Genomic DNA, 24,749 nt, shown 5'->3' on the forward strand with positions numbered 1-24,749 from the left:
CGCACCGCGTCACCCGGGTTTGCCTTGCCAAGAGATAGCTGCCAAGAGAAAGCGGAGCGATGGCGCACGTCGAGATCGACAACGTCAGCAAGTCCTACGGGACCTACAAGGTCATCGAGGGCCTCGATCTGACGATCGCGGACCGCGAGTTCGTCGTGCTGGTCGGCCCGTCCGGCTGCGGCAAGACCACGACGCTGCGGATGATCGCCGGGCTGGAGACGGCGACCGGCGGCACCATCCGCATCGGCGCGCGTGACGTCACCCACCTGCGTCCGGGCCTGCGCAACTGCGCCATGGTGTTCCAGAACTACGCGCTCTACCCGCACATGAGCGTCGCCGAGAACATCGGCTATGGCATGAAGGTGCGCGGCGAGCCGCGCGCGGACATCGACAAGGCGGTGAAGGACGTCGCCCGCGTGCTCGGCCTCGATCCCTATCTCGATCGCCGCCCCAAGCAGTTGTCGGGCGGCCAGCGCCAGCGCGTGGCGATCGGCCGCGCTATCGTGCGCAGCCCTGACGTGTTCCTGTTCGACGAGCCGCTGTCCAACCTCGACGCCAAGCTGCGCATCGAAATGCGCACCGAGATCAAGGCGCTGCATCGCCGGCTCGCCAAGACCATCGTCTATGTCACCCATGACCAGGTCGAGGCCATGACCATGGCCGACCGCGTGGTGGTGATGAACGGCGGCCGCATCGAGCAGGCCGCCGATCCGATCACGCTCTACGAGAAACCGAGCAACCTGTTCGTCGCCGCCTTCATCGGCGCGCCGAGCATGAACTTCCTGCATGGCGAACTCATCGCCCGCGACGGCGGCCTGCACTTCATGGGCCCGGCGGGCACCGCGCTGCGCCTGCCGAGGGCGCGCGAGGCGGCCTACGCCCGCGCCGTCGGCAGCGCAGTGGTTCTCGGCGTGCGGCCGGACCACATCCTGCACCAGGGCGCGCCGGACGGCTGTTCGATCCGCATGACCGTCAGGGATGTCGAGCCGCTGGGCCCGCATACCCTGGTGATCGGCTCCGTCGCCGGCGCACCGTTCACGGCGCAGATGCCGGTCGGCGTCGCAGCCCAGCCGGATCAGCCGTTCGAGGTAGCACTCGATCTCGATCGCGCCCATCTGTTCGACAAGGCGACAGGACAAGTCATCGTGACGTAATCTCTCCGGCGGCAGCTGGTCCATGCACGACATAAAAGGGCGGTCGAATGAAGCGGATGCCACTTGCAGGAGGTAGCATCGAACTGACCCGGCTGGGGCTGGGAACAGCACCGCTCGGTGGCCTGTTCGCCCCGCTCAGCGCCGCCGGCGCGGAGGCCACGATTGAGCGCGCCTGGTCGCTGGGGATCCGCTATTTCGACACCGCGCCGCTTTATGGCTTTGGCCTTGCGGAGCGCCGCCTCGGCAGCTTCCTGCGGCGGCAGCAGCGCGACTCCTTCGTGATCTCGACCAAGGTCGGCAGGTTGTTGCGCGCGGACGACCACAGGCCGGCGGAAGACGGCCACTACAAGGGCACGTCCGCGGAGCGCCCGGTGTACGACTACAGCTATGACGGCGTCATGCGCTCGGTCGAGGAGAGCCTCGACCGGCTGGGCCTCGGCCATGTCGACATCCTGCTGGTGCATGATCCGGATGCGCACTACGACGAGGCCATCGCCGGCGCGTTCCGCGCCCTGCAGCAATTGCGCGAGGACGGCACAGTGCGGGCGATCGGCGCCGGCATGAACCAGTCCGAGATGCTCACCCGCTTTGCGGACGCCGTGCCGGTGGACTGCTTCCTGCTGGCCGGCCGCTACACCCTGCTCGACCAGGGCGCTCTCGACTCGCTGTTTCCGGCGTGCCTCGCCCGCAACATCGGCATCGTTCTCGGCGGTATCTACAACAGCGGCATCCTCGCCGATCCGAAGGTCGGCGCAAAGTTCAACTACGAAGACGCGGACGCGTCCCTCCTCGCCCGCGCCCAGGAATTGGAAGCGCTGTGCCGCAAGCACGGCACCGAGCTCAAGGCAGCCGCCATCCAGTTCGGCCTGGCCCATCCGGCCGTCACCACGGCGCTTTTGGGCGCGCGCTCGGCGGAGGAGGTCGCCGACAACGCCGCCATGGCGGCGCTGGCGGTGCCGCCGGCATTCTGGCGTGAGCTGCGCCAGCGCGGCCTGATCGATCCGCGCGCGCTCCTGCCCGGCGAGGTGTGCCACCATGATCATTGATGCGCATCAGCACTTCTGGGATCCGCAGCAAGCGGACTATCCCTGGATGCAGGGCCCGGACATGGCACCAATCCGCCGCGCCTTCGGGCCCGCAGACCTCGCTCCACTACTGCAGGCGAGCGGCATCCATGCCAGCATCGTCGTGCAGTGCCGGTCCTCGACCGAGGAAACTGAAGACTTTCTCCATCTCGCCAGCGTCACGCCGTTCATTGCCGGGGTTGTCGGCTGGGCCGACCTGACAAATCCGGCCATCGGCGAGGAGATCGATCGCCTGCGAAGCCTGCCAGGCGGCGGCAAGCTGGTCGGCATCCGCCACCAGGTCCACGACGAAGCCAACCCCGGCTGGCTGCTGCGCGCCGACGTCCAGCGTGGGCTTGCCGCCGTGTTCGCGCGCGACCTCGCCTACGATCTCCTGGTGCGCAGCCGCGAGCTGCCCGCGGCGATCGCGACCGCTCAGGCGTTGCCCAATGGCCGCTTCGTTCTCGACCATGCCGCCAAGCCCCCCATCGCGACGGGCTTCGACCGGCTGTGGGCGGAGCGCGTGGCGCAATTGGCCACCCGCGGCAATGTCTGGTGCAAGATCTCGGGCCTTGCAACCGAAGCGGTCTGGAGCGACTGGGATGCGGATAGCCTGTTCCCCGTCATGGCCCATATCGCACTCCGCTTCGGCGAGGATCGCCTGATCTTCGGCTCGGATTGGCCGGTCTGTCTGCTGGCGGGGAGCTACGAGATGACCAAAGCCGCGCTCGACACGTGCCTGCTGCGCCTTGGCCCGGAGTTTCATCGCAAAGCGTTTGGTCCCAACGCGCTTGCCGCCTACCAGTTGAAGGCTGTGGCGACCGACGACTGAACGACGCCTCCAGCGTCGGCCACGCGGTCCCAGTGGATCAGCGTTCAGGCCGCGCCGGGCTCCGCCGCCACCACCGCGGTGAACTTGGTGAAAAACTCTCCGGCGAGCTTCTTTGCCGTCGAATCGATCAGCCGCGCGCCGAGCTGTGCCAGCTTGCCGCCAATCTGCGATTCAGCCTCGTAGTGCAGGATCGTTTCGGTATCGCTGGCCTTCTCCAGGCGAACGACGGCTCCGCCCTTGGCGAAGCCGGCGACGCCGCCGGACCCTTCACCGCTGATGCGATAACCGTTCGGCGGATCGAGATCGCTCAGCGTCACCTTGCCGCCAAAGGTCGCCTTGACCGGGCCGACCTTGATAACCACCGTCGCGGTCATCTGCGTCGACGATGACATCTCGAGATTCTGGCATCCCGGAATGCATTGACGGAGCACGTCGGGATCGTTGAGCGCGTTCCACACCTTGTCGAGCGAGGCCGGGACACGCTGGCTGTCTTTCATCTGCATGGATTATCGTCCCCGTGGAAGAGCGTTGTCAGACTGCACAGTAGCGCTCCTGCATGGCCTTGTCGGCGAGCAGGACATCGGCGCTGCTTTCGTGAACCACCTCGCCCTGATCGATGATGACGGCACGGTCAGCAAGGCGGAGCGCCCATTCGACATTCTGCTCGACAAGAAGCAAGGTGACGCCCTGGTCGCGCAGGCGGCGGAACAGGACGCCCATCTCCTCGACCAGCACTGGCATGATCCCTTCCGACGGCTCGTCGAGCAGGATCATTTTCGGCTTCGCGATCATGGCGCGGGCGATCGCCAGCATCTGCTGCTCGCCGCCCGACATCGTCACCGCCTCCTGACCGAGCCGCTCCTTGAGACGCGGAAAGCTCTCGGCGATCTCGTCGATCGCAACCCGCTCGTCGATCCCGGCGCGACTGGCCACGAGACCGAGCTGGAGATTTTCACGAACCGTCAGCCCCGGCACGATCCGTCGTTCTTCCGGAACATAGGCGAGGCCGAGATTGAACCGGTCATGGGCGCGTAGCGCCGTCAGGTCGACACCGTCGAAACGGATTTCGCCGCTCGTCTTCGGCATCAGTCCCATGATCGAGCGGATGGTCGTGGTTTTCCCGGCGCCGTTGCGCCCCACCAGCGCGACAATGGCGCCGCGCTCCACCGCAATGGAGATCCCGTGCAGGATGTGGCTCGCGCCATACCAGGCCTGCAGCTCCTTGGTCTCAAGCATAGCCATCGTTCTGTCCCAAATAGACGCGGCGGACCTCCGGGTCCGTCTGGATGTCCTGCGGCGTACCGTCGGCGATCAGGCGGCCGTGATGCAGCACCAGAATCCGGTCGCTGAGGCCGAGGATCATCTTCATCTTGTGCTCGACCAGGAGAATGGTCCGCTGCGCGGCCAGTTTCTCCAGCAGCGCGACCATCTCCTTGGTTTCCTCAGGGCCCATGCCGGCCGTCGGCTCGTCGAGCAGCAGCACCTCGGGATCGGATACGAGTGCGATGGCGATCTCGAGCGCGCGCTGCTGGCCATGGGCGAGAAGCCGCGCGCTCTCCCATCGCTTACTCGCGAGGCCGACCGCATCGAGCGCCGCATCCGCCCTGTCGCTGAGCTCACCGAAGCGATCGCGATTGGTCCAGATGTTGTACCTGGAGCGCCCCGCCTGCGCGGCGACGCGCACATTCTCATGCGCGCTCAGCTCCGGAAAGATGGTGGTGATCTGGTAGGATCTGGCGATGCCGAGGTGGACGAAGGCGTGCTGACGCGTTCCTGTCAGGTCGCGCCCCTTGAAGCGGATCGATCCGCTCGACGGCTCGATCACGCCGGACAGGATATTGAAGAACGTGCTCTTCCCTGCCCCGTTTGGCCCGATGATCGATGTCACCCTGCCCGGCAGGAACGCCGTGGTGACGCCCTCGAGCGCGACGAAGCCACCGAATTTGCGCCCGACCCCCTCGACGGCGAGAATTGGCTCCGTCATCGCGCGATCCTTTCCAGCAGTGTGCCCCACAGCCCCTTGGGCAGGAACAGGACGAACAGCACGAAGATCGATCCGACGATGAGCTGCCAGTGTGACGTCCACAGCGAAAACACGTCCTCCATCAGCAGGAAGGCGAGCGCGCCGACGAACGGGCCGAAGAAGCTGCGCGCGCCGCCCAGCAGCGTCATCATCACGATCATGCCCGATGTCTGATAGTTCAGGACGTCCAGCGGCACGAACGCGAGGTGCAGCGCCGACATCGCGCCGGCCAGCGCGCAGATCAGCCCCGACAGCGCGAACGACAACAGCTTGGTGCGCTCGACATCATAGCCGCATGTCCGCGCCCGCCGCTCGTTCTCGCGGATCGCCTCGATCGCCGCGCCGAAGGGCGACTTGAGGATCCGCGAAACCAGCCACAGCGCCAGCGCCGCAAAGACCATCAGCACATAATACTTGTTGACCGGGTCGAGGAAGTTGATGCTGACGCCGAACAGGTTGATCCGGTCCACCGTGAAGCCGCGCAGGCCGTTCTCGCCACCGGTCCAGGACGACGCCTGCAGCGCCAGGTAATAGACGAGCTGCGCCAGCGCCAGCGTGACCATCGAGAAGTAGATGCCGCGCGTGCGCGTCGACAATGCACCGATGATGAGCGCGAGGACGCTACCGCCCAGGACCCCCAGGGCCACCGCCATGAACCAGGGCACGCCGAACCGACCGATCGCAATGCCGGTGATATAGGCGCCGGCCCCGAAGAATGCGGCATGGCCGAACGACAACAGGCCGGTATAGCCGAACAGCAGATTGTAGCCGACCGCCAGAACGCCATAGACAAGAACATTGACCGCGAGCGCCTGCGACGGCAGCAGCCAGGGCAGCAGGCAGAGCACCGCGATGGACAGGGGCACGCGGCCGGCCGTCAGCATTGCGCCGAGGCCGGACGGCTTGCGTCCATTGGCGGGCACCGGGGCCGCAATCGCTGGGGAAGTCATGGATCTGCTCCGTTATGCGAACTTGCCGAACAGCCCCTGCGGGCGGATCAGCAGGACGATGGCCATCAGCGCGAACATGACGATGGTCGCCATTTCCGGGGCGAACAGCGCCGTCATGCTGATCGCGATCCCGACCAGCAGGCCGGCAACGACTGAGCCGAGCAGCGATCCCAGGCCTCCGATGACGGTGACGACAAAGGCCTCGGCCAGCACCAGCGAGCCCATTTCCGGACTGACGCTGCGCATCGGCCCGGCCAGCACACCGCCGAGCGCCGCGAGGCCGACACCGAGACCGAACACCAGCAGCCAGACCTTGCTGATATCGACGCCGAGGACGCGCATGATGGTGGGATCGCGCGCGCCGGCGCGCACGATCAGGCCGAACCTGGTCTTTTCCAGCCCCAGCCACAGCAGCAGCAGGACGGCAAGCACCACACCGATGACGAACAGGCGATAGAGCGGGAAGAAGCCGACGCCGAGATCGACGACACCGGTCAGTTGTGACGGCGTCGGGAACGGAATGCCGTCGCTGCCGAAGATCATTCGCACCGCTTCCACCAGCACGTAGCTGAGGCCGAACGTCAGCAGCAGCGGATCATCGATCGATCGACCGTACAGCGGCCTGATCAGGACGAATTCGATCAGCATGCCGAACACGCCGGTCATGATCGGCGCCACCAGCAGCCCCCACCAGAAGCTGCCGGTAAGCGAGGCGACCCACAGGCCGGCGTAGGCCCCGACCATGAACAGTGCGCCATGGGCGAAGTTCACCACGCCCAGCATGCCGAAGATGATCGACAGGCCGAGCGCGGTGATCACCAGGATCGCACCGAGCGCAACTCCGGAGAAGAGCTGCATCAGGATGAGTTCGATATCCATCGTGCGTCCCAGCGCGTCAGGCCGGGAAGCCGAGTTCGGTGCAGCTGCGCAGCACCTCCTCCGACGGGGCGTCGTTGGCCACGATTTTGAACAGATCGGCCTCGCTCTTCATATCCGCCTTCTTCTTGGATTCGAGCACGAGGACGGACTGGACCGACTGGTGATCGCATTTGCGATAATGCTGGGCGCCCTTGGCGACGTCGTACTTCAGCCCTTCCAGGCCAGCGATCACCTTCGGGGTCTCGGTGCCGCCAGCGGCCTGCATCGCCAGCAGCAGGGCGTTGAGCCCGGTATAGGCATAGGCGCCGTAGTCGGTCGGCACCGCCCCGCCATTCGCCGCGCGATAGGCATCGTTGAAGGCCTTCGCGGTCGGCAGGCTGTCCTCCAGCCCCCAGTAGTAATTGGCGCCGCCGACCACGCCCTCGAACACCTCCGGGCTGACCGCGAGGCGCTGGTTGTGCAGCAGCACCGGCACCACGATCTTCATCTGCTGCTTCATGCCGAAATCGACCGCTTGCTTGATCGAGTTGGCCTGGTCGCGGCCGAAATTGCTGATGCACAGGACATCCGGACGCATCGACCGCAGCCGTGGCATGAAGGTCGAATAGTCGGCCGCACCGAACGGATGCAGGATCTCGCCGACGGTCTCCGCGCCGATCGCCGCCTGGGCACGCTTGAAGCCGCGCAGCATCTCATGGCCATAGGCATAGTCGGCAACGAGATGGGCGACCTTCGTGCCCTTCTTGAAGGCGTACTGCGCGACGGCACCGGCCGTCATGTGCGGATTGAGCGCCTCATGGAAGGTGAACTGGCTGAAGTCCTTGACCTCGTTGATGGTATCGGACTGGCTGATCGACACATAGATGACGCCCCGCGCCCGTGTCACTTCGTTGACCGCGAGCTGCACCGCGCTCGACAGCGAACCGACGATGGCGTGGACCTTGTCCTTCTCGATGAGCTCGAGGGTGCGCGTCGCCGCCTCGCCGCCATTGAGCTTGTCGTCGCGAACCAGCAGCTCGATCTTGCGGCCGCCGATGCCGCCCTTGTCGTTGAACTGCCTGACCGCGAGCTCGGCGCTCTTGACCTGGTCCTTGGCCTCGGCCGCAAACGGCCCGGTCAGCGGCGTCGGAAAGCCGATGCGGATGGTGTCGTCGGCAGCCCGCGCGATCCATGGCGCCGCCAGAGACCCGGCGCCCACGCCAAACGCCACGAGCGCGTCGCGGCGCGAGATTTTCCGCCGACCGATTGTCCGGATTACGTCCGTCATGATGTCCTCCTCCATATGAGTTTCGGCTTTGTCTTGTTGGTCAGATCCGTCCAAGAGCCTTGAGGAGCCGCGCCGGTGTCATCGGCACCTGCGCGACCGAAGCTGCGAACGGCGCCATCGCGTCATTCACGGCATTGAGGGCGGCGGCCGCAGCCGCCGCGGTTCCCGCTTCTCCGACGCCCTTGGCGCCCAGTTGCGTATCGAGGGTCGGCGTTTCGACATGCCCGATGGCAATGTCGGGCATCTCGCAGGCCATCGGCACGAGATAGTCGGCGAGCGAGCCGTTGATGAGCTGGCCGCTGTCGCCATACAGGCATTCCTCGAAGAACGCCGCGCCAAGCCCCTGCACGACGCCGCCGCGGATCTGCTCGTCGACCAGCAGTGGGTTGATGATCCGCCCGCAGTCCTCGACGACCCAGTGCTTCAGGATCTTGACGAAGCCGGTGTCGACATTGAGCTCGACATGGCAGCCCTGGATGCCGTTGGTGAAGGCAAATGGATAGCCCTCGGGCGCAAAGTGATGCGCCACGGACAGCTGTGCCTGGGTCCCGGGCGGCAGCGTATCGGAGCGGAAATAGGCGATGCGCGCGATCTCCGACAGCGCGATGCGTGGCTGCGCCGTCGCGCCATCCACAATCCAGCCGCTGCGGATGTCGAGCCTGTCGGGCTGCTCCTGCAGGATGGCGCCGGCAACAGCCAGGACATTGCGCTTGAGTTTCTTCGCGGCCTGCAGCGCGGTCTCGCCGCCGATGCCTGCGCCGCGGCAGGCCCAGGTGGCGCCGCCGTGGGGGGTGACTTCCGTATCGCCGGTGATCACCCGCACATGCTCGCGCTCGACCCCGAGATGCTCGGCGACGATCTGCCCGATGATGGTCTCGGTGCCCTGCCCCTGCTCGGTCACCGAGATCAGGCAGCGCACCTCACCGGATGGCGTGATCTTGATGATCGCACCGTCCTGCGACGAGATGCGCGCGCCACCGACGCCGTAGAACGCCGGGCTCGGATTGGTGATCTCGACAAAGGAGGCGATGCCGATGCCGCGATGGACGCCGCGGGCCCGCAATGCGCGCTGCTCGGCACGCAGGCCATCGTAGTTCATCATCTCTCGCAGCTTCGCGAGGCAGGCGTGATGCGACAGCGCCTCGAACCGGTAGCCGGTCGGCGAGACGCACGGGTAGGCGTCGTCCGGGATGAGATTGCGGGCGCGGATGTCGAAGGCATCGACGCCGACGCTCGTGGCCGCGAGATCGACCAGGCGCTCGGTCACCGTGCATGCGATCGGATGCCCGACCGCACGGTACTGGCTCATCTGCACCTTGTTCTGGAACACGACCTGCAGATCGGCGCGGTAATTCTGAAAACCATAAGGCGCGCCGATCAGGCGGAACACCTGGTTGCCCTCGACGACGCTGGTGCGCGGATAGGCCGAGAACGCGCCGATGCCGGTGACATCCTCGACGTCCATGGCAAGGATCGTGCCCTCCGCATCCACCGCCATGCGGGCGCGGACCCGATGGTCGCGGGCATGAATGTCCGAAACGAACGACTCGAGACGATCGGCGACATACTTCACCGGACGCCCCAGCAGGATGCTCAGCCCGACAACTGCCATGTCTTCGTGATAGACATGCAGCTTCATGCCGAACGAGCCCCCGATATCCGGCGCGATCACCCGGACGCTGGCCTCGGGGATGCCGTAGTGGCGCGCGTAGAGGTCCTGAAACTGATACGGCGTCTGCGTCGCGTGATGGACAGTCAGCCGCGGCTCACTCGGGTCATAGTCGGCGACGATGGCGCGCGGCTCCATGGTGACCGCGGTATGCCGGCCGAAATGGAATTCATGCGCAACGACATGAGCGGCGCGGGCAAAGATGTCGTCGACGCCGCCGGTGTCGAGGCCGCCGCGGAAACAAACATTGTCGCCGAGTTCCGGATTGATGACCGGGGCATCCGGGGCGCGCGCGGCATCGATATCGACGACAGCCGGCAGTTCCTCGTAGGTGACGTGAACGGCTTCCGCCGCGTCCTCGGCCAGCGCGCGCGTCTCCGCGACGACCGCGACCACGGCCTGCCCGGCCCACACTGCCTTGTCGAGCGGCAGCGGCAGTTGCGGCGACGATTTCATGCCCTTGAAATGGTCGAGCGCGCCGATCCATGGCGCGCAGATCGCCGCGAGATCCTTGCCGGTTGCAATCAGGCGGACGCCCGGCATGGCGCGCGCCGCATCGACGTCGATCGAGACGATCCGGGCGTGGGCGTGCGGGCTGCGCACGAACGCCGCATGCAGCATGCGCGGCAGTACGATGTCGGTGACATACTTGCCGCGGCCGTTGAGCAGCCGCTTGGCGTTGGGGCGCGGCACCGAGCGGCCGATATAGGAGTTCGGCCGGTCGAGCGCGGTCAGCGGCGCGGTCATGCGCTTACCTCTTCCGTCGTGGCAGCCCCGACGCCAGCCGCGCGTCGCCGCGCGACGGTCTCGATCGCATCGACGATCGCCTCATAGCCCGTACAACGGCAGTAGTTGCCGGACAGGGCGTCGCGAATGTCCTCGCGCGAGGGAATAGCGCCTTGCGACAGCACGCTGTGGGCCGTCATCAGCACGCCCGGCGTGCAGAACCCGCACTGCAGGGCGTTGCGCTGGTGGAAGGCGTCCTGGATATCGGTAATGGTGCCGCGCTCGGACAGCCCTTCGATCGTCTCGACCACCGCGCCGTCGGCCTGTACGGCAAACATCAGGCAGGAATGGACGACACGGCCATCGACCAGCACGAGGCAGGCGCCGCAGACGCCCATCTCGCAGCCGGTATGCGTTCCCGTCAATTCCAGCGTCTGGCGCAGGAAATCGGCGAGCGTGTCGCGCGGCGCGACGCTGCGCGCCACTGCAACACCGTTGACTGACAGATTGATATCGACGGTCTCGCTCATGCGGGCTCCGCAATTCGTCCCAACAAACGGCCCAACAAAACGCGCGCCAGATGCAGCCGCATCGCGGCCGGCACCTGCTCATCGTCCGGCGGCGCCAGATCGGCATCGATCGTCGCCTGCGCGTCCGCCACGGCGGCGGGGATCAGGCTGCGGCCGGTCAAGGCCGCCTCCGCCTGCCGCGCCCGCACGGGCGTGCTGCCGACGGAAAAGAACACGATGCGAATGTGATCGACCCGGTCGCCGGTCATCTCGGCCAGGATGCCGCCGCCGACGAGCGCATAGTCACCGCGGCGGCGCGCCAGCTCGTCGAACGCCCAGCGGTGACGCTCCGCCACAGCAGGCACGTGAATCGCGACCAGCAGTTCGCCCGGCTCGATCGCGGTCTGGAACAGATCGACGAAATAGTCGTCGGCGGGGACGCGGCGCGCACCACGAGGCCCGACGATCTCGAGCTCGGCGCCCATGGCGAGCGCCATCGCCGGAAACTCGGACGCGGGATCGGCCAGCGCAAGGCTGCCGCCCAGCGTGCCCTTGTTGCGGATCGCCGGATGCGCCACGAACGGCGCCGCCGCGCTGAACAGCGGCGCATGGCGCGCGATCAACGGATCAGCGAGCGCTTCACAATGACGGGTCAGCGCGCCGATGCGCAGCCAACCATCCTTGAGCTCCACGCCACGCAGCGACGGAATATGGGCGAGGTCGATCAGCAGGCTCGGCGCCTGCAGGCGCAGCGCCAGCGCCGGCACCAGGCTTTGACCGCCGGCAATATAGCTGGCGTCGTCGCCGGCACTGGCGAACGCATCCAGCGCCTCCTCGATCGTCGAGGGGCGCGCATAGCTGAAGGCGCGCGCTTTCAAGACAGCATCTCCCGACCGTTCCGCCCTTTTGCATTTGTGACCATTTGGTCTCAAAAACTAAGCACGCGACAAAACTGCGGTCAATAGAAATGACCATTTGGTCACTTCTTTGCGTTGCGGTATGACAGCGCACGCGGCAGCGAGACTTGGAACGTTGGCAAAAAAGGCAGCGAAAACAGGCGCCAAACCACGGCGACGCAACATGCGGGCGCCCGAGCGCGAACGCGTGATCGTGGACGAAGCCATCCGCTTCTTCGCCGAACAGGGATTTGGCGGACAGACCCGCGAGCTCGCCAAGCGGCTGGGCATCACCCACTCGGCGATCTATCGGCACTTTCCGAGCAAGGAAGCACTGATCGAGCGCGTCTATGAAGAGGTCTATCTCAGCCGCTGGGCGCCTTCATGGGGCCCGCTGATTCGTGACCGCTCGCGCTCGCTGCAGGCGCGGCTGACGCAGTTCTATCTGGAATACGCCGAGCGGGTGTTCGAGTACAACTGGGTCCGGATCTTCGTTTTCTCCGGCATGAAGTCGTTCGACATCAACAAGCGCTATCTCGACATCATCCGCAAGGAAGTCGTCGAGCCCGCCTGCGCCGAGCTCCGCCACGAGCTGGCACTGCCGCCGGGCAGCGAGGTTGCGCTGTCGGAGCGCGAGATCGAGATGTTCTGGGGATTGCACGGCCGGGTGTTCTATCTGGCGATCCGTCGCTTCGTCTACGACACCCCGACGCCCGCCCGGCTCGATGACATCATCGGCGATGCGGTTCGTGGTTTTCTCGACGGCGCCAAGGCCATGCTGCCGGACCTCGTCGCGCGGTGACGCGCAACAGGACGGCCACTCCCGCCCCAGCCATGCACAGCACCTTCTTGGAAAAAGACCGCCATAACAACGACTTATATCGTTAACGGGTGGTTGATGGTCTTGCCCTAGCATGCTCCTCGTTCTTCAGATGGGGCGAACAATGAAGCGTGCACTCTTCATTCTGGTGGTTGCAGCGACCGATGTGCTTGGCGCCAGCCTGATCCACGGCCAGTCCGCCGTGCCGCAGGACAAGGCAGCGCCACAGAGCGCGGCCGCGCCCCAGGTCAAGATCACGCGCGACCTGCCCGCGACCAGCGATCCGACCTTCGATCAGGGCACCGCGGGACGCATCAAGGAAGCCATTCAGCGCTACGCCGCGATCGCGGCGCATGGCGGCTGGCCGATCCTTGCCAAGGACGCCAAGTTCACGCCGGGCGTCGAGGGCCCGCACGATGCGCTGCTGCGCCGGCGCCTCATCGCCACCGGCGACCTCGCCGCCGACAAGACGTCAGGCGCGTTCGATGACACGCTCACCACCGCGGTGAAGCATTTCCAGACGCGCCACGGCCTGCCGGAGACCGGCACCGTCGGCCCGCGCACCCTCGCCGCGCTCGACGTGCCCGTCGAGCAGCGCAGCAAGCAGCTCGAAGCCTCGCTGCTGCGTACCTCCGCGATCAATTTCGGCTTCGGCCCGCGCTTCGTCGCCGTCAACATTCCCGCCGCCTATGTCGAGGCCGTGGAAGGCGACAAGGTCGTGCACCGCTACCGTGTCGTCGTCGGCAAGACCGAGAAGCCGTCGCCGACGGTCTCCGCCGAGATCACCGACATCAGCCTCAACCCACGCTGGACGGTGCCGGCCTCGATCACCAAGAACGAGATCGCCGCTCATATGCGCAGCGATCCCGGCTACCTCGCCCGTATGCACATGCAGCTCTATGACGAGCACGACGGCATCGTCGACCCCGCGACCGTCGACTGGAGCGAGGGCAGGACACCGAACGTCATCGTCCGCCAGGACCCCGGCAGCTGGAATGCGCTGGGACAGCTCAAGATTAACATGCCGAACGCCTATGCCGTGTACATGCACGACACCAACCAGAAGAGCCTGCTGAGCCGCGACTACCGTTTCGACTCCCACGGCTGCGTGCGCGTCGACCAGGTTCGCGACCTCGCCGCCTGGCTGCTGCAGGACACCCCCGGCTGGGACCGCGCTGGGATCGACGCCGCCATTGCCACCAATGAGCGCCAGAACGTCCAGCTGGCGAAGAAAGTACCGGTGGCGTGGATCTACCTCACCGCCTGGATGACCCGCGACGGCACCGTGCACTTCCGCGACGACATCTACGAGCAGGACACCCAGTTGCTCGACGCCGCCGCGGAGGAGCGCAGCTTCTTCGAGCAAGCGCAGGGCGCTCCAGGCAAAAGCTGACTCGACCGCCGCTCCGGCGCGCCGGCGTCAGGACCTCCCGACGCCGGTGACGAACGCGCCCTGGCAGAACGTGATCTTCGGCGGGATGGCCAGCAGCGTCTCGAACTGCCTGAGTGCATCGGCGATGACCGAAATCTGCAGGTGCTCCTCCCAGCCGGCACGCGTGCGGTACAGCTCATAGAGGAAGAACGTATTCGCCCGGCCGTCCGGGCGGTCGACCGCACAGAACACCACGCCGGGCTCGGCATCGGCCACGCCCGCGCTTGTCTGCTGCCTCGCTGTTCGGCTCGGACGACATCACCATGGAGGACGTTTGCAGCGCCCCATGTGCTGATCGGCGGCCATCCCTTATGCCCCACCAGCCACGAGCGCCAGCGCCGCGTTGAGCGTCGGGCTCGGGCGCATCACGGCTTCGCACTTGCGCGGATCGGGCAGGTAGTAGCCGCCGATATCGGCCGGTTTGCCCTGAACGGCTGCGAGCTCCGCAATGATCTTGTCCTCATTGCGGGCGAGGGCCTCCGCGACCGGCTTGAACTGCGCCTGCAGGGCCGGGTCCTCGGTCTGCGCCGCGAGCTCCTGTGCCCAGTACATCGCGAGATAAAACTGGCTGCCGCGGTTGTCGAGCTCGCCGGTCCGTGGCGACGGCGACTTCTTGTTGTCCAGCAAGGTGCCGGTGGCCGCATCCAGCGTCCTCGCCAGCAGCTTGGCTTTCTGATTGCCGGTCTTCAGGCCAAGGTCTTCCAGCGAGACCGCCAGCGCCAGGAACTCGCCCAGCGAGTCCCAGCGCAGGTGGTTCTCCTCCACCAGCTGCTGCACATGCTTGGGCGCCGAACCGCCCGCCCCGGTCTCGTACATGCCGCCGCCGGCCATCAGCGGCACGATCGACAGCATCTTGGCCGAGGTGCCCAGCTCCATGATCGGGAACAGGTCGGTCAGGTAGTCGCGCAGGATGTTGCCGGTGGCGCTGATGGTATCCTGGCCGCGGATCACGCGCTCCAGCGTATAACGCATGGCGCGCGTCTGGCTCATGATCTGGATATCGAGCCCCGTGGTGTCGTGCTCGTGCAGGTACATCTTGACCTTGGTGATGAGCTGCGCCTCGTGCGGGCGGTAGGCGTCGAGCCAGAACACCACCGGCATGCCGGAGTTGCGGGCGCGGGTCACCGCCAGCTTGACCCAGTCGCGGATGGCCGCATCCTTGACCTGGCACATGCGCCAGATGTCGCCCTGCTCGACGTTCTCGCTCAGCAGCACCTCGCCGGTGGCAAGGTCGGTGATGTTGGCGACGCCGTCCTCGGGGATCTCGAACGTCTTGTCGTGCGAGCCGTACTCCTCGGCCTGCTGCGCCATCAGGCCGACATTCGGCACGGTGCCCATGGTCCTGGGGTCGAAGGCGCCATGCCATTTACAGAAGTTGATCATCTCCTGGTAGATGCGGGCGAAGGTGCTTTCCGGCATCACCGCCTTGACGTCCTTGAGGCGGCCGTCGGCCCCCCACATCTTGCCGCCGTTGCGGATCATCGCCGGCATCGACGCATCGACGATGATGTCGTTGGGCGAATGGAAGTTGGTGATGCCCTTGGCCGAATCGACCATCGCGAGCTCGGGCCGGTGCTCGTGGCAGGCGTGCAGGTCGCGCTTGATCTCGTCCTGCTTGCTCTGCGGCAGGGTGGCGATCTTGTTGTAGAGATCGACCATGCCGTTGTTGACGTTGACGCCGAGCTCATCGAACAGCGCGCCATGCTTGGCGAAGGCGTCGCGGTAGAAGATCCGCACGCAATGGCCGAACACGATCGGGTGCGACACCTTCATCATCGTGGCCTTGACGTGCAGCGAGAACATCACGCCGGTCTTGTAGGCGTCCTCGATCTGCTGCTCGTAGAAATCGAGCAGCGCCTTCTTGCTCATGAACATCGAGTCGATGACCTCGCGGTCCTGCAGCGACACCTTGGGCTTGAGCACGATGGTCTTGCCGGAGCTGGTGATCAGCTCCATTTTGACGTCGCGCGCCCGGTCCAGCGTCATCGACTTCTCGCCGTGGTAGAAGTCGCCGTGATGCATGTGCGACACATGCGAGCGCGACGCCTGGCTCCATTCGGCCATGCTGTGCGGGTTCTTGCGGGCATAGTTCTTCACCGCCAGCGGCGCGCGGCGGTCGGAATTGCCCTCGCGCAGCACCGGATTGACCGCGCTGCCGATGCACCTGGCATAGCGTGTGCGGATCGCCTTTTCCTCGTCGGTCTTGGGCGTGTCCGGATAGTCGGGGATCCTGTAGCCCTTGCTTTGCAGTTCCTTGATAGCCGCCTTGAGCTGCGCCACCGACGCGCTGATGTTCGGCAGCTTGATGATGTTGGTGCCCGGCAGCAGTGTCAGCCGGCCGAGTTCGGCCAGGTTGTCCGGCACGCGCTGATCCGCACTCAGGGCCTCCGGGAACTCGCCGAGGATGCGAGCCGCCACCGAAATGTCGCTGGTGGCGACATTGATCCCGGCGGAGGCCGCGAACGCCCGCACGATGGGCAGGAACGCGGCGGTCGCCAGCGCCGGGGCTTCGTCGGTCAGCGTGTAGATGATGGTGGGGGGCGTCGTGCTCATGCGCAGGCTTCCTCGGTATCGAGCGGTGAGGCAATCAAATGGTGCCGCTGTCGCCCGGGAACGTGACACCTGCGACGATTTTCGGCAACTGGTTTATGCCTTTAAACCGTTGTTTTGTCATTGATACCGCGTGCATCGGCGCTCCCGGCACCGCGGCGGAGATTGGCGGCCAGATCGCGGCGGGGCCACAGCAGCAGGCCGTCGCTGTCGCGTTTGGCGGGGCTTTCGTCATGCCCCAGATCTCGCCGAACGCCAGCGCTCGAGCGCCCTGACGAAGATGCCGGTTCAAGCGACATGCTGCTGGCCGGGACGCGAGGACGCCACCGACGCCGCAGCGCCTTTGGATCGGTCGAGCGACCGCTCGTGGCGGTACATGTGTCACCGTTCACCGCAGTCGTCGGCCATACGGATTCCGCGGCGCACCGCGATCAGATCATGGGGGCTGCCGTGACGAACGGCAGCTCCCCGTCTCCAGGACAGCTGGAACGATCGCGCGGGCGATCAGCCGAAGAAGCTGCGATCGAGGCCCATGCTGGCAACGAACGGCCGTTCATCGTCGAGTGCCTTGCCATAAGCATCCGTGGCGGCGATGCCCTTGATGTAGGCGATGAGCTTTGGATACTTCGCAGCGTCAAGCCTGTAGCCCATGTAGTGGTAGACAATGAAGTTCGACACGATCGCGATATCGGCGAGGGTCATCGTGTCGCCGACCAGGAATTTGCCGCTGATCTGCGATTCCAGGTAGTTCAGGATCTTGGGCTGGACGTTGTTCAGAACATCGTCGACCAACGCCTTGTCCGTCGACTCCTTGCGGATGTTGGGACGAACGATGGTCTGGATAAAGAGAGGATGGACAACGTGCCGGTAGATCGTGCCGCCGGCATAGGCATCGAACCACAGCACGCGGCCATAGTGCTTGGCATCGTCCGGCAGGATCGCCGGCGCGGGCTGCTTCTTTTCGAGGTAGAGGCAGATCGCCGTCGAGTCCGGAAGCGTATAGCCGCCGTCCTGAAGCACCGGAATGAGACCGGTGGGGCTCAAGGTATTCCAGTTCGCCGGCGGATTGTCCGGGATCACCGGAATCACCACCTCGAATGTGTAGTCCAGCTTCTTGAGGATTGCGGTCACGATCGGTTTGCGCGTGTGGACCGAGAGCGGCACGCCATGAATGGTCAACATGTTTGGTCTCCTGCGGTTGAGGCTTGCATGAGGCAAAGCCGGGGTGTTGCCGGCACGCGTGGCGTGCCCGGCGAGAACGCAAATCGCCGTCGATGAAGCTAGGCGGCCTTGCGGATCGGGAACTGGATTTCGACCAGCGCCCCCTCAAAGCCTGGGGCGCCGATGATCGGCTCGAGGAAGATTTCGCGGCACGGCCCCGCGATCTCGTAGTGGTTGGCCTCGATCCAGCGGCCGAGGGCGCTGAACGAGGTGTGGCTTTCGGCGTTCGTTCCCGGCCGCACGATGGTGGCCATGGTCTCGACCGCGGCCAGTTCGGCGGGGCGCAGCACCAGGTCGCCGGCGATACGCACGCTTTCGTTCGTGGACCGCGTCAAAGAAAACCCGATGTCGAGGTCGAGCCTGTCGCCGTCGACGTCGTTGCGGGCGATGACGACGAGCTTGTCGCGGAGCGCCGGCTTGATCCGCCGCGTGCCTTCTTCCGCGACCGTTCGCACCATGCGCACGACGTCATCCATGCCGTCACACGCGCAGTTGACGGACAGCATCGGCGTCGCCGGCACCGACTTCGTCAGGATATCGAAACCCTCGGCCTTCCCTTCCCTGTCGATCTGCGCGATCCGCGACTCGATGTGCCGCAGCCGGGCCTCCTCCTCCTGGAGCGAGCGCTCGACCTGCGCCCGCTTCAGCGTCAGCATGCTGCGCAGCTGGGCGGCGGATGCCTCCTTGTCCAGGAGGGGGCCGATCTGCTCGAGCGACAGCCCGAGCTCCTTCAGCGCAAGGATGCTGTTGAGCCGCGGCAGCTGCCGGATCGTGTAGTAGCGGTAGCCGGTCTGCTGATCGATGTGAGCCGGCTGCAGCAGCCCGAGCTGATCGTAGAACCGCAGCTGGCGGCTGGAGATCTGGGCAATCTGGGCAAATTCACCAATGCGAAACATGAGCGGTCCTGCCTCTGTCGGGGTATCTTCAGCCGGCGACGAACGCCTGCAAGTCCATGGTGACCCGGTCACGTTCGGTCACGACAATGCCATGTGACGCATCTTGATAGGCGATCAGCCTCGCCCCGGCGATTGCCGCGGCGGTCGCCTTCGCCTGCGCGAACGGCACGGGAATGTCGGCCGTGCCGTGCAGAACCAGCGTCGGCACCTTCACCGCCCCGAGTTCCGGGCGGAAGTCGGTCTTGCTGAAGGCATCGATGCAGCCGATCGTGGCCGGCAGGCTCGCCTGCATCGCCATAGCGACCGCCCGATCGATCACCTGCGGCGTCACCGGGACCGTCGACGAACGCTTGGCGTCGAAAAAGACGTTGGTCAGCAGCTCCGTCAGGAACGCCTTGCGGTCGCGCTGCACGCCCTGCTTCATGCCGTCGAAGACCGCGATGTCCGCACCGATCGGATTATCCTCGGTCCTGAGCAGGTCGTATGCCGCGCCGCTGACAAGAGCCGCCTTGCCGACATTCCTGCCGTTATGGCGCGTGAGATATCTCACGACCTCGCCTCCCCCCATGGAGTAGCCGACAATGGTGGCGTCGCGCACCCCGGTCTGGTCGATGACCGCAGCCAGGTCATCTGCGAACGTATCGAATGTATAGCCGCTGTCCGGCTTGCCGGAGCGCCCGAAGCCACGGCGGTCGTAGCTGATGACACGAAAGCCCGACCGGGACAGCGCACGGGCCTGATCATCCCAGATATCGGCGTTCAGCGGCCAGGCATGGGTGAGGACGATCGCGCGGCCCGTGCCGCCGGTATCCTTCACGAACAGCTCGACACCGTCCTTGCCCTTGATCGTGCCGGTGCGGACCGTGTCCTGAGCATCGCAGACGCGCGGCAAGGCCGCCGCCGAGACGGCCAGCAGCGTCGTTCCCAGGAATATGCGGCGCGTGGTGATCATGACAGGCCTCCTCGGTTGCTCGAGGAGGCTGTTATGGCGGTTTGACGTAGCGTCAAAGTCAAGGGCTATTTTTCAGAGGCTATTTTCAACGCCCCCGGACGAAGGCGAGGTGATGCGGCGATGGCACCCCGCCAGCCTCCTCGCCCTGGAGAGGATCACTCCCGGACGGAGGGCGATCACCCTCCGGTCCGTGATCGGAGCAGGACACGGTCCGAATGATGCCGGCAGCCGATAAACCCGGCCTCTGACGGCGAATTCATCGGCGTTCGGCGATGGTCCTTATGCGCTCCTGTAGCGCCGGAGCCGGACAGCTGCCGCGACGTAGAGACCGCCGAAGAAGATCGCATACCAGGCGATTATCCAGACCACCGACAGCGCGCCCGCGCCTGGCTGGACCATCAGAATGCCACCAAAGGCGATCGACAGCACGCCATTGAGGATGAGCAGCCATTCGTTCTGCACCACGCTCCGCAGCGCGATGGCGCCCCAGATCTGGATGGCACCGATGATGACGGCCCACACGGCGATGAACATCAGCAGCATGAGCGTGGTGATGCCGGTGTACCAGAACGCCGCGACGCCGGCGAAGATGCTGACGACGCCACTGAGGCCGAGCCACCAGCGCGGACTGGCATCGCCGCCCGATGCGCTGATGGCAGCCCAAATCGCAATGATGCCGTCACTCAGGGCATAAGCGCCCCAGAGCCAGGTCAGGGTGATCAGCGTCAGCCCCGGCCAGAGGAACGCCAGGACGCCAAAGGCGATGGCCGCGAGGCCACGCAGCAGCAGCAGCCACCAATTGTCTGCAAGCGAACGCAGCAGGCCCGGCCCGGCAAGGCCCACCACCGGTCGACTTTGAGGATGCGTATCAGCCATTGTGCTTCTCCATTCGGCTCTGCCTCGGGCGACTGCCGGTGCGACAATCGCCGCTGCCGTGAAACGGGTCAGTTGGCGTATTCGAATGTCGGGGTCGCCTTCAGAGCGTCCTTGGTCGCGCCCGGCAGGACCAGCTTCTCGCCATTCAGCTGAAACTGGGAAACGGGGATGGCGACGGTGTGCTTCGCAACCGCGAGGAAACCGCCGGCATTGATGATGGCGTAGGAGACCGACTTGTCTGTCGTGACGATGATGTCCTCGACCGCACCGATCCTCTCATCTACGTTGTTGTAGACTGGATGTCCCAGGATCTGCCGCTTGGCGCTCCAGCCGAGCGTCACATTGCGCAGCTCACCGTAGCTCACACCAAGAAGGGTCGATCCGGCGACCTGTGCCTGGACCACGACCGGCACGATCAGAGCGAGAGCGGCCAGCACCGCTGTAGCTTGACGCTTCATGATAACCTCCACAATGCAATCATCTGGGTGTCGACGGGGCATGGCCGCATGCCGGAAACACCGATCGGCCGCCTACTTCGCCTGTGCCGCGTTCGCATCCTGGCGAGCGAGCCATGCCTCGAGCGAGGCTTCCTCTGCTTCATCGAGGGCGGCGACTGCAACGGCCGAGGCCGCCGCGGCATAACGCTCGGCCTTGTCGGCGCGCCCCTGCAGCTTGTCGAGCTCGCGCGTCGCCTTCCATTCGGCGATCCTGTCACTGGTGGCGGCCTTCTTCTGGTCCGCCCACTCCTGGATGTCAGCCTGAGCAGCCGCGATCTTGGTGCGGCCCTGCTCGACACGCTTGCGCACCCTGTCGAGATGGCTCTGCACGTCCTGTTCGACGTGCGCCACCTTGCCGTCGATCTTTGCCTTCAGGCTGTCGAGGCCGCTGTCGGCGCTGGTGAGTTTTTGCCGAAGGTCTTCGCAAAACTGGTCGATGCGTGCGCCCATGTTGAGCCTCCTGCTGCGGGCCAAGTTCGCCGCCAAGAGTAGGCCATCGCTCGGTCCGGGAAACGGTGGAAGCCGGCCAAACCGGGGGTGCCATCCGGCCAATCCGACGGGCGATCAGGCCGGAAGCGCCGTTCGGGAGCAAGGCTGGAGCGTGGCGCGGGCGACAGTCCCCGAGCGAAGCTTCGGATCAGATCGACGCCTGGCGGCACGCCGCGAGCGCGGTCAGGGATGTGATGTCGCAGTCAGAGATCCGCTTCAAGGAGCGCGGCTTTCACCAGCTCAAGGGCGTGCCGCAGCGATGGCTTCTGTACTGGGTTGAACATGAGGGCAAGCCGCAACAACGGACGCTGGTTCGTCCTCGGGTCTGGCGTTGTTGCGTTTTCGGTTGGGTCGTTCTGGTGCGCTGCTGGCGCTGCCGTTGCGCCAACTGAGGTCAGATCACTTATCGTGCCTACAGATCGGAAACGTGCCGCTCGACCAACTTCGCGAGTAGAACGAGTTTTTGTCTCTCAAGAATGTGGATGAAGTCTGTTGCTGAGCGCAGCGAATATCCGGAAAATTCGAGTGTTTTCAATGAAGCTCGTGCATTCATGCGCGTTTGTTCAGGGGATTTCTGTGGGATGTCTGGTGGGCAGTTTTGAGGCTCTTGCACCTCCGACTGCGTTGATCATGTCGGCTTCCGGGTGAAGACCGGAAGTCATGCGTGGTCGGCCCAAACGACGCGATTGGCCCGGTGCCGACATCAGAGCGGTCAGGGCGAGTTGGGCGGTGCTTGCGCAACGATGTAAAATGGGGATGATCCCCGTGCAAGAAATCGGGGCTATTCGCATCTGCGCTGGAAGGACGCACACCCATGACTGCATTCAACGCGGTACGCTTTCGGGTGAAGCCCGGACGTGATGAAGAATTTATTGAAGCTCACAAGAACGTCAGCTGGCCCGGCCTTAAGCATTCTCACATGATAAAGACGGGCGAGCGCACATATTGCGTCATCGCCGAGTGGCCGGACATGGAAACGTTAGCAAGCGCACGTTCGGACATGATCGCGACACTGAATTCGTTCCGGGACACCTTGGAAGACCTCGGCAACGGGCTCGGTGTAACAGATCCCGTTGCTGGACCGGTCGTTCTAACGCTGAAATAGTCCGCCTTAAGCTGTTCGCTCGGAGCGACATCCGCGTGAAGCGCGGGTACATTCGCGTCGCGGTGATCCTTCCTGGTTCCAAGTTGGCTCATCGCAGAACGGGTTGCATCGCCGATGCGACGTCGTTCGCTGTTGGACGTGAGCCCGACATCAGGTGGCATTCGTGATTGGCCGGGTCAGGCGCGTTTACCCCGAAGCTGACGTCTGACTCGGTCAAGCTCGGAAAGCTCAACGAGGGTGGCGCGCACGTGCACGCGCGCGGCCGCACTTGGGGCCAGCTCATCTTCCAGGATTTATTCAAGAAGGAGCCGTAATCGAAGGCGTATGGACGCTGTTCGAAGAGCGGCTAGCCGCGTAGCGGGCATGAGCCCAGCGATATGCGGGAGACCACGACGCGAATGGAAGGGCCCCGGATATCGCTGCGCTCATCCGGGCTCTACTTGCCGATCCGCCCTCGCGCTGGCCGCGCGAGAGCGGTTGCTCGCAGGCGATTTCAAGCGGATGTCTCGGTCGTCTCGGACATCGTTATCCGGTTCTTGACGCTGGGACGCTCCTGCATCCTCGCGTACCACGCCAGTAGAGCCTCGCACTCCGCCGGCACCGGCACCTTCACGAGTCCCCCGAAGATCAAGCCGCCTATGACGGTGATATCGGCCATCGTGAACGCCTCGCCGGCGACGAACGGCTGTCTTTTCAGAATGCCGTCAAAATAGTGCATTCCCTTGAGGGCCTTGTCGCGCTGACGGAACCCCCATTCAGGATTCTGATAGATCTCGACATGAGGCCCAAGACCCGGCGTGGCATGGTGGAAATAGACACTGATGGCGTCGAGCAGTTCCAGTTCGGCGCGCCTGCTCATCATGTGGATCATGCCCTTTTCGCGCGGCGTCTTGCCGGTCAGCGTCGGCGCGCCATCGAGCGCGTCAAGATACTCGGTAATGGCCGTGCATTCGCCAATAAAAGCCCCGTCGTCGAGCTCGAGCACCGGAAGGGTGCCCGAGTAGTTCTTGGCGAGGAATTCGGGTTTCTTGTGCTCGCCCTTGTAGAGATCGACCAATACGAACTGCACGTGCGACCGCAGGTTCTTCTCGGCCAGGGCGATGCGAACGCGGGCCGGATATGGGCCGGTTGGCCAATCGTAGATCTTCATCACGACTCCCATGTTATCTACCTACCACTTGGTAGGTAGATATAAGGGCTTCAAATCCGACTCGTCAAAGCCTATCTGTCACTTGGTAGATAACGAGGCGGTGAGGCGATGAAATGAGTTCAAGCTCTCGGGAGGCCATCCTGGCGGCGGCAAAGCGGACCGCGCAGGCGCGTGGCTATGGCGGCTTGAATTTCCGCGATCTCGCGGACGAAGTCGGCATCAAGGCCGCCAGCATCTACCACCATTTCCCGAGCAAGGCCGATCTCGGCGTGGCCGTCGCGCGGCGCTACTGGGAGGACACCGCCGCCCAGCTCGAGTTGATGCTGACGGAAACGGTGGATCCTGTCCGCTGTCTGCGTCGATATCCCGATGTGTTTCGTAAAGCGCTCGAGAGCAACAACCGGATGTGCCTCTGTAGCTACATGTCCGCGGAAGTCGATGACCTGCCGGACGCAGTGAAGCAGGAGGTCCGGACCTTTGCCGACGTCAACGTGGCGTGGCTGAGCAAACTGCTGGTGGCCACGCGCCTGGCTAATTCGAGGAAGAGCGAACAGCGGGCCCGCGCCATCTTCGCCGCCATCGCCGGCGCGCAGCTCATGGCCAGAAGCCGCAGCGATATTTCGCTCTACGATTCGTTGATCGATAGCTATCGCGCCGCGGGTCTTCTGCCGGCATAGGTCGGCCCCGGCGACACCAGCATCAGACCGCAGTGAGGCCCTGGACGGGAGTGGCATCAAGACGCCCCCTATAAGCGCGGACTTCCACAAGTGACCCCACGTGCGAAGGCGGCGT

General features: G+C 64.8%; 26 protein-coding genes and 1 pseudogene. 9 read left to right on the forward strand and 18 right to left on the reverse strand.

Annotation, left to right across the window (positions count from 1 at the left end; all coding sequences use genetic code 11):
- Window positions 1-59: 59 nt before the first annotated feature.
- From AB4Z37_RS18450 to AB4Z37_RS18460, 3 genes are read left to right on the forward strand one after another with little or no spacing between them, the layout of a single operon-like run.
- On the forward strand, window positions 60-1,154 hold the full coding sequence (locus AB4Z37_RS18450; RefSeq protein ID WP_441518192.1) for an ABC transporter ATP-binding protein: 1,095 nt from the start codon (window positions 60-62) through the stop codon (window positions 1,152-1,154).
- Between the two features lie 47 nt (window positions 1,155-1,201).
- Entirely contained in the window at window positions 1,202-2,200 is a 999-nt protein-coding gene (locus AB4Z37_RS18455) for an aldo/keto reductase (protein ID WP_441518193.1), read from the forward strand.
- On the forward strand, window positions 2,190-3,050 hold the full coding sequence (locus AB4Z37_RS18460) for an amidohydrolase family protein (protein WP_441518194.1): 861 nt from the start codon (window positions 2,190-2,192) through the stop codon (window positions 3,048-3,050). The genes AB4Z37_RS18455 and AB4Z37_RS18460 overlap by 11 nt, the downstream gene beginning before the upstream one ends.
- A 44-nt stretch (window positions 3,051-3,094) precedes the next feature.
- Here AB4Z37_RS18460 and AB4Z37_RS18465 read toward each other — a convergent pair whose 3' ends face one another.
- Genes AB4Z37_RS18465 through AB4Z37_RS18505 form a run of 9 tightly spaced genes read right to left on the reverse strand, consistent with a single transcriptional unit; the run spans window position 3,095 to window position 11,951 of the window.
- Entirely contained in the window at window positions 3,095-3,553 is a 459-nt protein-coding gene (locus tag AB4Z37_RS18465) for a CoxG family protein (protein ID WP_441518195.1), read from the reverse strand.
- Window positions 3,554-3,581: 28 nt separating this feature from the next.
- Window positions 3,582-4,286 carry an ABC transporter ATP-binding protein gene (locus AB4Z37_RS18470; RefSeq protein WP_441518246.1) on the reverse strand — a complete coding sequence of 235 codons (705 nt, stop codon included), beginning with the start codon at window positions 4,284-4,286 and terminating at the stop codon, window positions 3,582-3,584.
- The gene (locus AB4Z37_RS18475) at window positions 4,279-5,034 is read right to left on the reverse strand and encodes an ABC transporter ATP-binding protein (RefSeq protein ID WP_441518196.1); all 756 of its coding nucleotides are present in this window, start codon (window positions 5,032-5,034) and stop codon (window positions 4,279-4,281) included. Before AB4Z37_RS18475 ends, AB4Z37_RS18470 begins: the two co-directional genes overlap by 8 nt.
- Complete coding sequence (locus tag AB4Z37_RS18480) at window positions 5,031-6,023, reverse strand: branched-chain amino acid ABC transporter permease (protein WP_441518197.1); 993 nt, start codon at window positions 6,021-6,023, stop codon at window positions 5,031-5,033. The genes AB4Z37_RS18475 and AB4Z37_RS18480 overlap by 4 nt, the downstream gene beginning before the upstream one ends.
- Window positions 6,024-6,035: 12 nt before the next feature.
- The gene (locus AB4Z37_RS18485; protein ID WP_441518198.1) at window positions 6,036-6,902 is read right to left on the reverse strand and encodes a branched-chain amino acid ABC transporter permease; all 867 of its coding nucleotides are present in this window, start codon (window positions 6,900-6,902) and stop codon (window positions 6,036-6,038) included.
- 16 nt (window positions 6,903-6,918) lie between these two features.
- Window positions 6,919-8,169, reverse strand: coding sequence for an ABC transporter substrate-binding protein (locus AB4Z37_RS18490; protein ID WP_441518199.1), 1,251 nt, complete (start codon window positions 8,167-8,169; stop codon window positions 6,919-6,921).
- Between the two features lie 40 nt (window positions 8,170-8,209).
- A complete protein-coding gene (locus AB4Z37_RS18495; RefSeq protein ID WP_441518200.1) occupies window positions 8,210-10,585 on the reverse strand; it encodes a xanthine dehydrogenase family protein molybdopterin-binding subunit in 2,376 nt (791 codons plus the stop codon).
- On the reverse strand, window positions 10,582-11,094 hold the full coding sequence (locus AB4Z37_RS18500; protein ID WP_441518201.1) for a (2Fe-2S)-binding protein: 513 nt from the start codon (window positions 11,092-11,094) through the stop codon (window positions 10,582-10,584). The genes AB4Z37_RS18495 and AB4Z37_RS18500 overlap by 4 nt, the downstream gene beginning before the upstream one ends.
- The gene (locus AB4Z37_RS18505) at window positions 11,091-11,951 is read right to left on the reverse strand and encodes an FAD binding domain-containing protein (protein ID WP_441518202.1); all 861 of its coding nucleotides are present in this window, start codon (window positions 11,949-11,951) and stop codon (window positions 11,091-11,093) included. The genes AB4Z37_RS18500 and AB4Z37_RS18505 overlap by 4 nt, the downstream gene beginning before the upstream one ends.
- A 202-nt stretch (window positions 11,952-12,153) precedes the next feature.
- Between AB4Z37_RS18505 and AB4Z37_RS18510 the strand changes: the two genes are divergently transcribed.
- The gene (locus AB4Z37_RS18510; RefSeq protein WP_441518203.1) at window positions 12,154-12,771 is read left to right on the forward strand and encodes a TetR/AcrR family transcriptional regulator; all 618 of its coding nucleotides are present in this window, start codon (window positions 12,154-12,156) and stop codon (window positions 12,769-12,771) included.
- A 142-nt stretch (window positions 12,772-12,913) separates the two neighbouring features.
- Window positions 12,914-14,182 (forward strand): L,D-transpeptidase family protein, encoded by a 1,269-nt coding sequence (locus tag AB4Z37_RS18515; RefSeq protein ID WP_441518204.1) that lies wholly within the window; start codon window positions 12,914-12,916, stop codon window positions 14,180-14,182.
- A 27-nt stretch (window positions 14,183-14,209) separates the two neighbouring features.
- Here the strand turns inward: AB4Z37_RS18515 and AB4Z37_RS18520 are convergent, their stop codons facing one another.
- Window positions 14,210-14,437, reverse strand: coding sequence for a putative quinol monooxygenase (locus tag AB4Z37_RS18520; RefSeq protein WP_441518205.1), 228 nt, complete (start codon window positions 14,435-14,437; stop codon window positions 14,210-14,212).
- Between the two features lie 93 nt (window positions 14,438-14,530).
- Window positions 14,531-16,774, reverse strand: coding sequence for an NADP-dependent isocitrate dehydrogenase (locus AB4Z37_RS18525; protein WP_441518206.1), 2,244 nt, complete (start codon window positions 16,772-16,774; stop codon window positions 14,531-14,533).
- A gap of 38 nt (window positions 16,775-16,812) precedes the next feature.
- Between AB4Z37_RS18525 and AB4Z37_RS18530 the strand changes: the two genes are divergently transcribed.
- Window positions 16,813-17,046 (forward strand): hypothetical protein, encoded by a 234-nt coding sequence (locus tag AB4Z37_RS18530; RefSeq protein WP_441518207.1) that lies wholly within the window; start codon window positions 16,813-16,815, stop codon window positions 17,044-17,046.
- Between the two features lie 229 nt (window positions 17,047-17,275).
- On the opposite strand, the gene AB4Z37_RS18535 is transcribed toward AB4Z37_RS18530, so the two are convergent.
- The 6 genes from AB4Z37_RS18535 to AB4Z37_RS18560 all read right to left on the reverse strand — a co-directional run bounded on the left by AB4Z37_RS18535 (window position 17,276) and on the right by AB4Z37_RS18560 (window position 21,663).
- Window positions 17,276-17,953 (reverse strand): glutathione S-transferase family protein, encoded by a 678-nt coding sequence (locus AB4Z37_RS18535; protein ID WP_441518208.1) that lies wholly within the window; start codon window positions 17,951-17,953, stop codon window positions 17,276-17,278.
- Between the two features lie 98 nt (window positions 17,954-18,051).
- Complete coding sequence (locus AB4Z37_RS18540; protein ID WP_441518209.1) at window positions 18,052-18,888, reverse strand: MerR family transcriptional regulator; 837 nt, start codon at window positions 18,886-18,888, stop codon at window positions 18,052-18,054.
- Window positions 18,889-18,916: 28 nt separating this feature from the next.
- The gene (locus tag AB4Z37_RS18545; protein ID WP_441518210.1) at window positions 18,917-19,840 is read right to left on the reverse strand and encodes an alpha/beta fold hydrolase; all 924 of its coding nucleotides are present in this window, start codon (window positions 19,838-19,840) and stop codon (window positions 18,917-18,919) included.
- Between the two features lie 279 nt (window positions 19,841-20,119).
- Window positions 20,120-20,716 (reverse strand): HdeD family acid-resistance protein, encoded by a 597-nt coding sequence (locus tag AB4Z37_RS18550; RefSeq protein WP_441518211.1) that lies wholly within the window; start codon window positions 20,714-20,716, stop codon window positions 20,120-20,122.
- Between the two features lie 68 nt (window positions 20,717-20,784).
- Window positions 20,785-21,174: a PRC-barrel domain-containing protein gene (locus AB4Z37_RS18555; protein WP_441518212.1), complete on the reverse strand. Its 390-nt coding sequence runs from the start codon at window positions 21,172-21,174 to the stop codon at window positions 20,785-20,787.
- 72 nt (window positions 21,175-21,246) lie between these two features.
- Entirely contained in the window at window positions 21,247-21,663 is a 417-nt protein-coding gene (locus tag AB4Z37_RS18560) for a hypothetical protein (protein WP_441518213.1), read from the reverse strand.
- Between the two features lie 853 nt (window positions 21,664-22,516).
- Here AB4Z37_RS18560 and AB4Z37_RS18565 point away from each other — a divergent pair.
- On the forward strand, window positions 22,517-22,807 hold the full coding sequence (locus AB4Z37_RS18565) for a DUF718 domain-containing protein (protein ID WP_441518214.1): 291 nt from the start codon (window positions 22,517-22,519) through the stop codon (window positions 22,805-22,807).
- Window positions 22,808-23,013: 206 nt separating this feature from the next.
- Window positions 23,014-23,121, forward strand: a pseudogene (locus AB4Z37_RS18570) (NADP oxidoreductase coenzyme); the annotation flags it as partial.
- Between the two features lie 179 nt (window positions 23,122-23,300).
- Here AB4Z37_RS18570 and AB4Z37_RS18575 read toward each other — a convergent pair.
- Window positions 23,301-23,957: a glutathione S-transferase gene (locus AB4Z37_RS18575; RefSeq protein WP_441518215.1), complete on the reverse strand. Its 657-nt coding sequence runs from the start codon at window positions 23,955-23,957 to the stop codon at window positions 23,301-23,303.
- A 113-nt stretch (window positions 23,958-24,070) separates the two neighbouring features.
- On the opposite strand from AB4Z37_RS18575, the gene AB4Z37_RS18580 reads away from it, so the two are divergent.
- A complete protein-coding gene (locus AB4Z37_RS18580) occupies window positions 24,071-24,634 on the forward strand; it encodes a TetR/AcrR family transcriptional regulator (protein ID WP_441518216.1) in 564 nt (187 codons plus the stop codon).
- Window positions 24,635-24,749: the final 115 nt, after the last annotated feature.

Origin of the sequence: Bradyrhizobium sp. 2TAF24 (assembly GCF_052115025.1) — a bacterium.
GTDB lineage: Bacteria > Pseudomonadota > Alphaproteobacteria > Rhizobiales > Xanthobacteraceae > Bradyrhizobium_A.

Coding starts and splice junctions, on each gene's coding strand:
- AB4Z37_RS18555 (WP_441518212.1), bottom strand. CDS start 21,174: ATGAAGCGTCAAGCTACAGCGGTGCTGGCCGCTCTCGCTCTGATCGTG.
- AB4Z37_RS18455 (WP_441518193.1), top strand. CDS start 1,202: ATGAAGCGGATGCCACTTGCAGGAGGTAGCATCGAACTGACCCGGCTG.
- AB4Z37_RS18550 (WP_441518211.1), bottom strand. CDS start 20,716: ATGGCTGATACGCATCCTCAAAGTCGACCGGTGGTGGGCCTTGCCGGG.
- AB4Z37_RS18495 (WP_441518200.1), bottom strand. CDS start 10,585: ATGACCGCGCCGCTGACCGCGCTCGACCGGCCGAACTCCTATATCGGC.
- AB4Z37_RS18500 (WP_441518201.1), bottom strand. CDS start 11,094: ATGAGCGAGACCGTCGATATCAATCTGTCAGTCAACGGTGTTGCAGTG.
- AB4Z37_RS18460 (WP_441518194.1), top strand. CDS start 2,190: ATGATCATTGATGCGCATCAGCACTTCTGGGATCCGCAGCAAGCGGAC.
- AB4Z37_RS18525 (WP_441518206.1), bottom strand. CDS start 16,774: ATGAGCACGACGCCCCCCACCATCATCTACACGCTGACCGACGAAGCC.
- AB4Z37_RS18580 (WP_441518216.1), top strand. CDS start 24,071: ATGAGTTCAAGCTCTCGGGAGGCCATCCTGGCGGCGGCAAAGCGGACC.
- AB4Z37_RS18485 (WP_441518198.1), bottom strand. CDS start 6,902: ATGGATATCGAACTCATCCTGATGCAGCTCTTCTCCGGAGTTGCGCTC.
- AB4Z37_RS18540 (WP_441518209.1), bottom strand. CDS start 18,888: ATGTTTCGCATTGGTGAATTTGCCCAGATTGCCCAGATCTCCAGCCGC.
- AB4Z37_RS18545 (WP_441518210.1), bottom strand. CDS start 19,840: ATGATCACCACGCGCCGCATATTCCTGGGAACGACGCTGCTGGCCGTC.
- AB4Z37_RS18565 (WP_441518214.1), top strand. CDS start 22,517: ATGACTGCATTCAACGCGGTACGCTTTCGGGTGAAGCCCGGACGTGAT.
- AB4Z37_RS18575 (WP_441518215.1), bottom strand. CDS start 23,957: ATGAAGATCTACGATTGGCCAACCGGCCCATATCCGGCCCGCGTTCGC.
- AB4Z37_RS18450 (WP_441518192.1), top strand. CDS start 60: ATGGCGCACGTCGAGATCGACAACGTCAGCAAGTCCTACGGGACCTAC.
- AB4Z37_RS18490 (WP_441518199.1), bottom strand. CDS start 8,169: ATGACGGACGTAATCCGGACAATCGGTCGGCGGAAAATCTCGCGCCGC.
- AB4Z37_RS18465 (WP_441518195.1), bottom strand. CDS start 3,553: ATGCAGATGAAAGACAGCCAGCGTGTCCCGGCCTCGCTCGACAAGGTG.
- AB4Z37_RS18475 (WP_441518196.1), bottom strand. CDS start 5,034: ATGACGGAGCCAATTCTCGCCGTCGAGGGGGTCGGGCGCAAATTCGGT.
- AB4Z37_RS18480 (WP_441518197.1), bottom strand. CDS start 6,023: ATGACTTCCCCAGCGATTGCGGCCCCGGTGCCCGCCAATGGACGCAAG.
- AB4Z37_RS18470 (WP_441518246.1), bottom strand. CDS start 4,286: ATGCTTGAGACCAAGGAGCTGCAGGCCTGGTATGGCGCGAGCCACATC.
- AB4Z37_RS18510 (WP_441518203.1), top strand. CDS start 12,154: ATGCGGGCGCCCGAGCGCGAACGCGTGATCGTGGACGAAGCCATCCGC.
- AB4Z37_RS18560 (WP_441518213.1), bottom strand. CDS start 21,663: ATGGGCGCACGCATCGACCAGTTTTGCGAAGACCTTCGGCAAAAACTC.
- AB4Z37_RS18515 (WP_441518204.1), top strand. CDS start 12,914: ATGAAGCGTGCACTCTTCATTCTGGTGGTTGCAGCGACCGATGTGCTT.
- AB4Z37_RS18535 (WP_441518208.1), bottom strand. CDS start 17,953: ATGTTGACCATTCATGGCGTGCCGCTCTCGGTCCACACGCGCAAACCG.
- AB4Z37_RS18530 (WP_441518207.1), top strand. CDS start 16,813: ATGGTGCCGCTGTCGCCCGGGAACGTGACACCTGCGACGATTTTCGGC.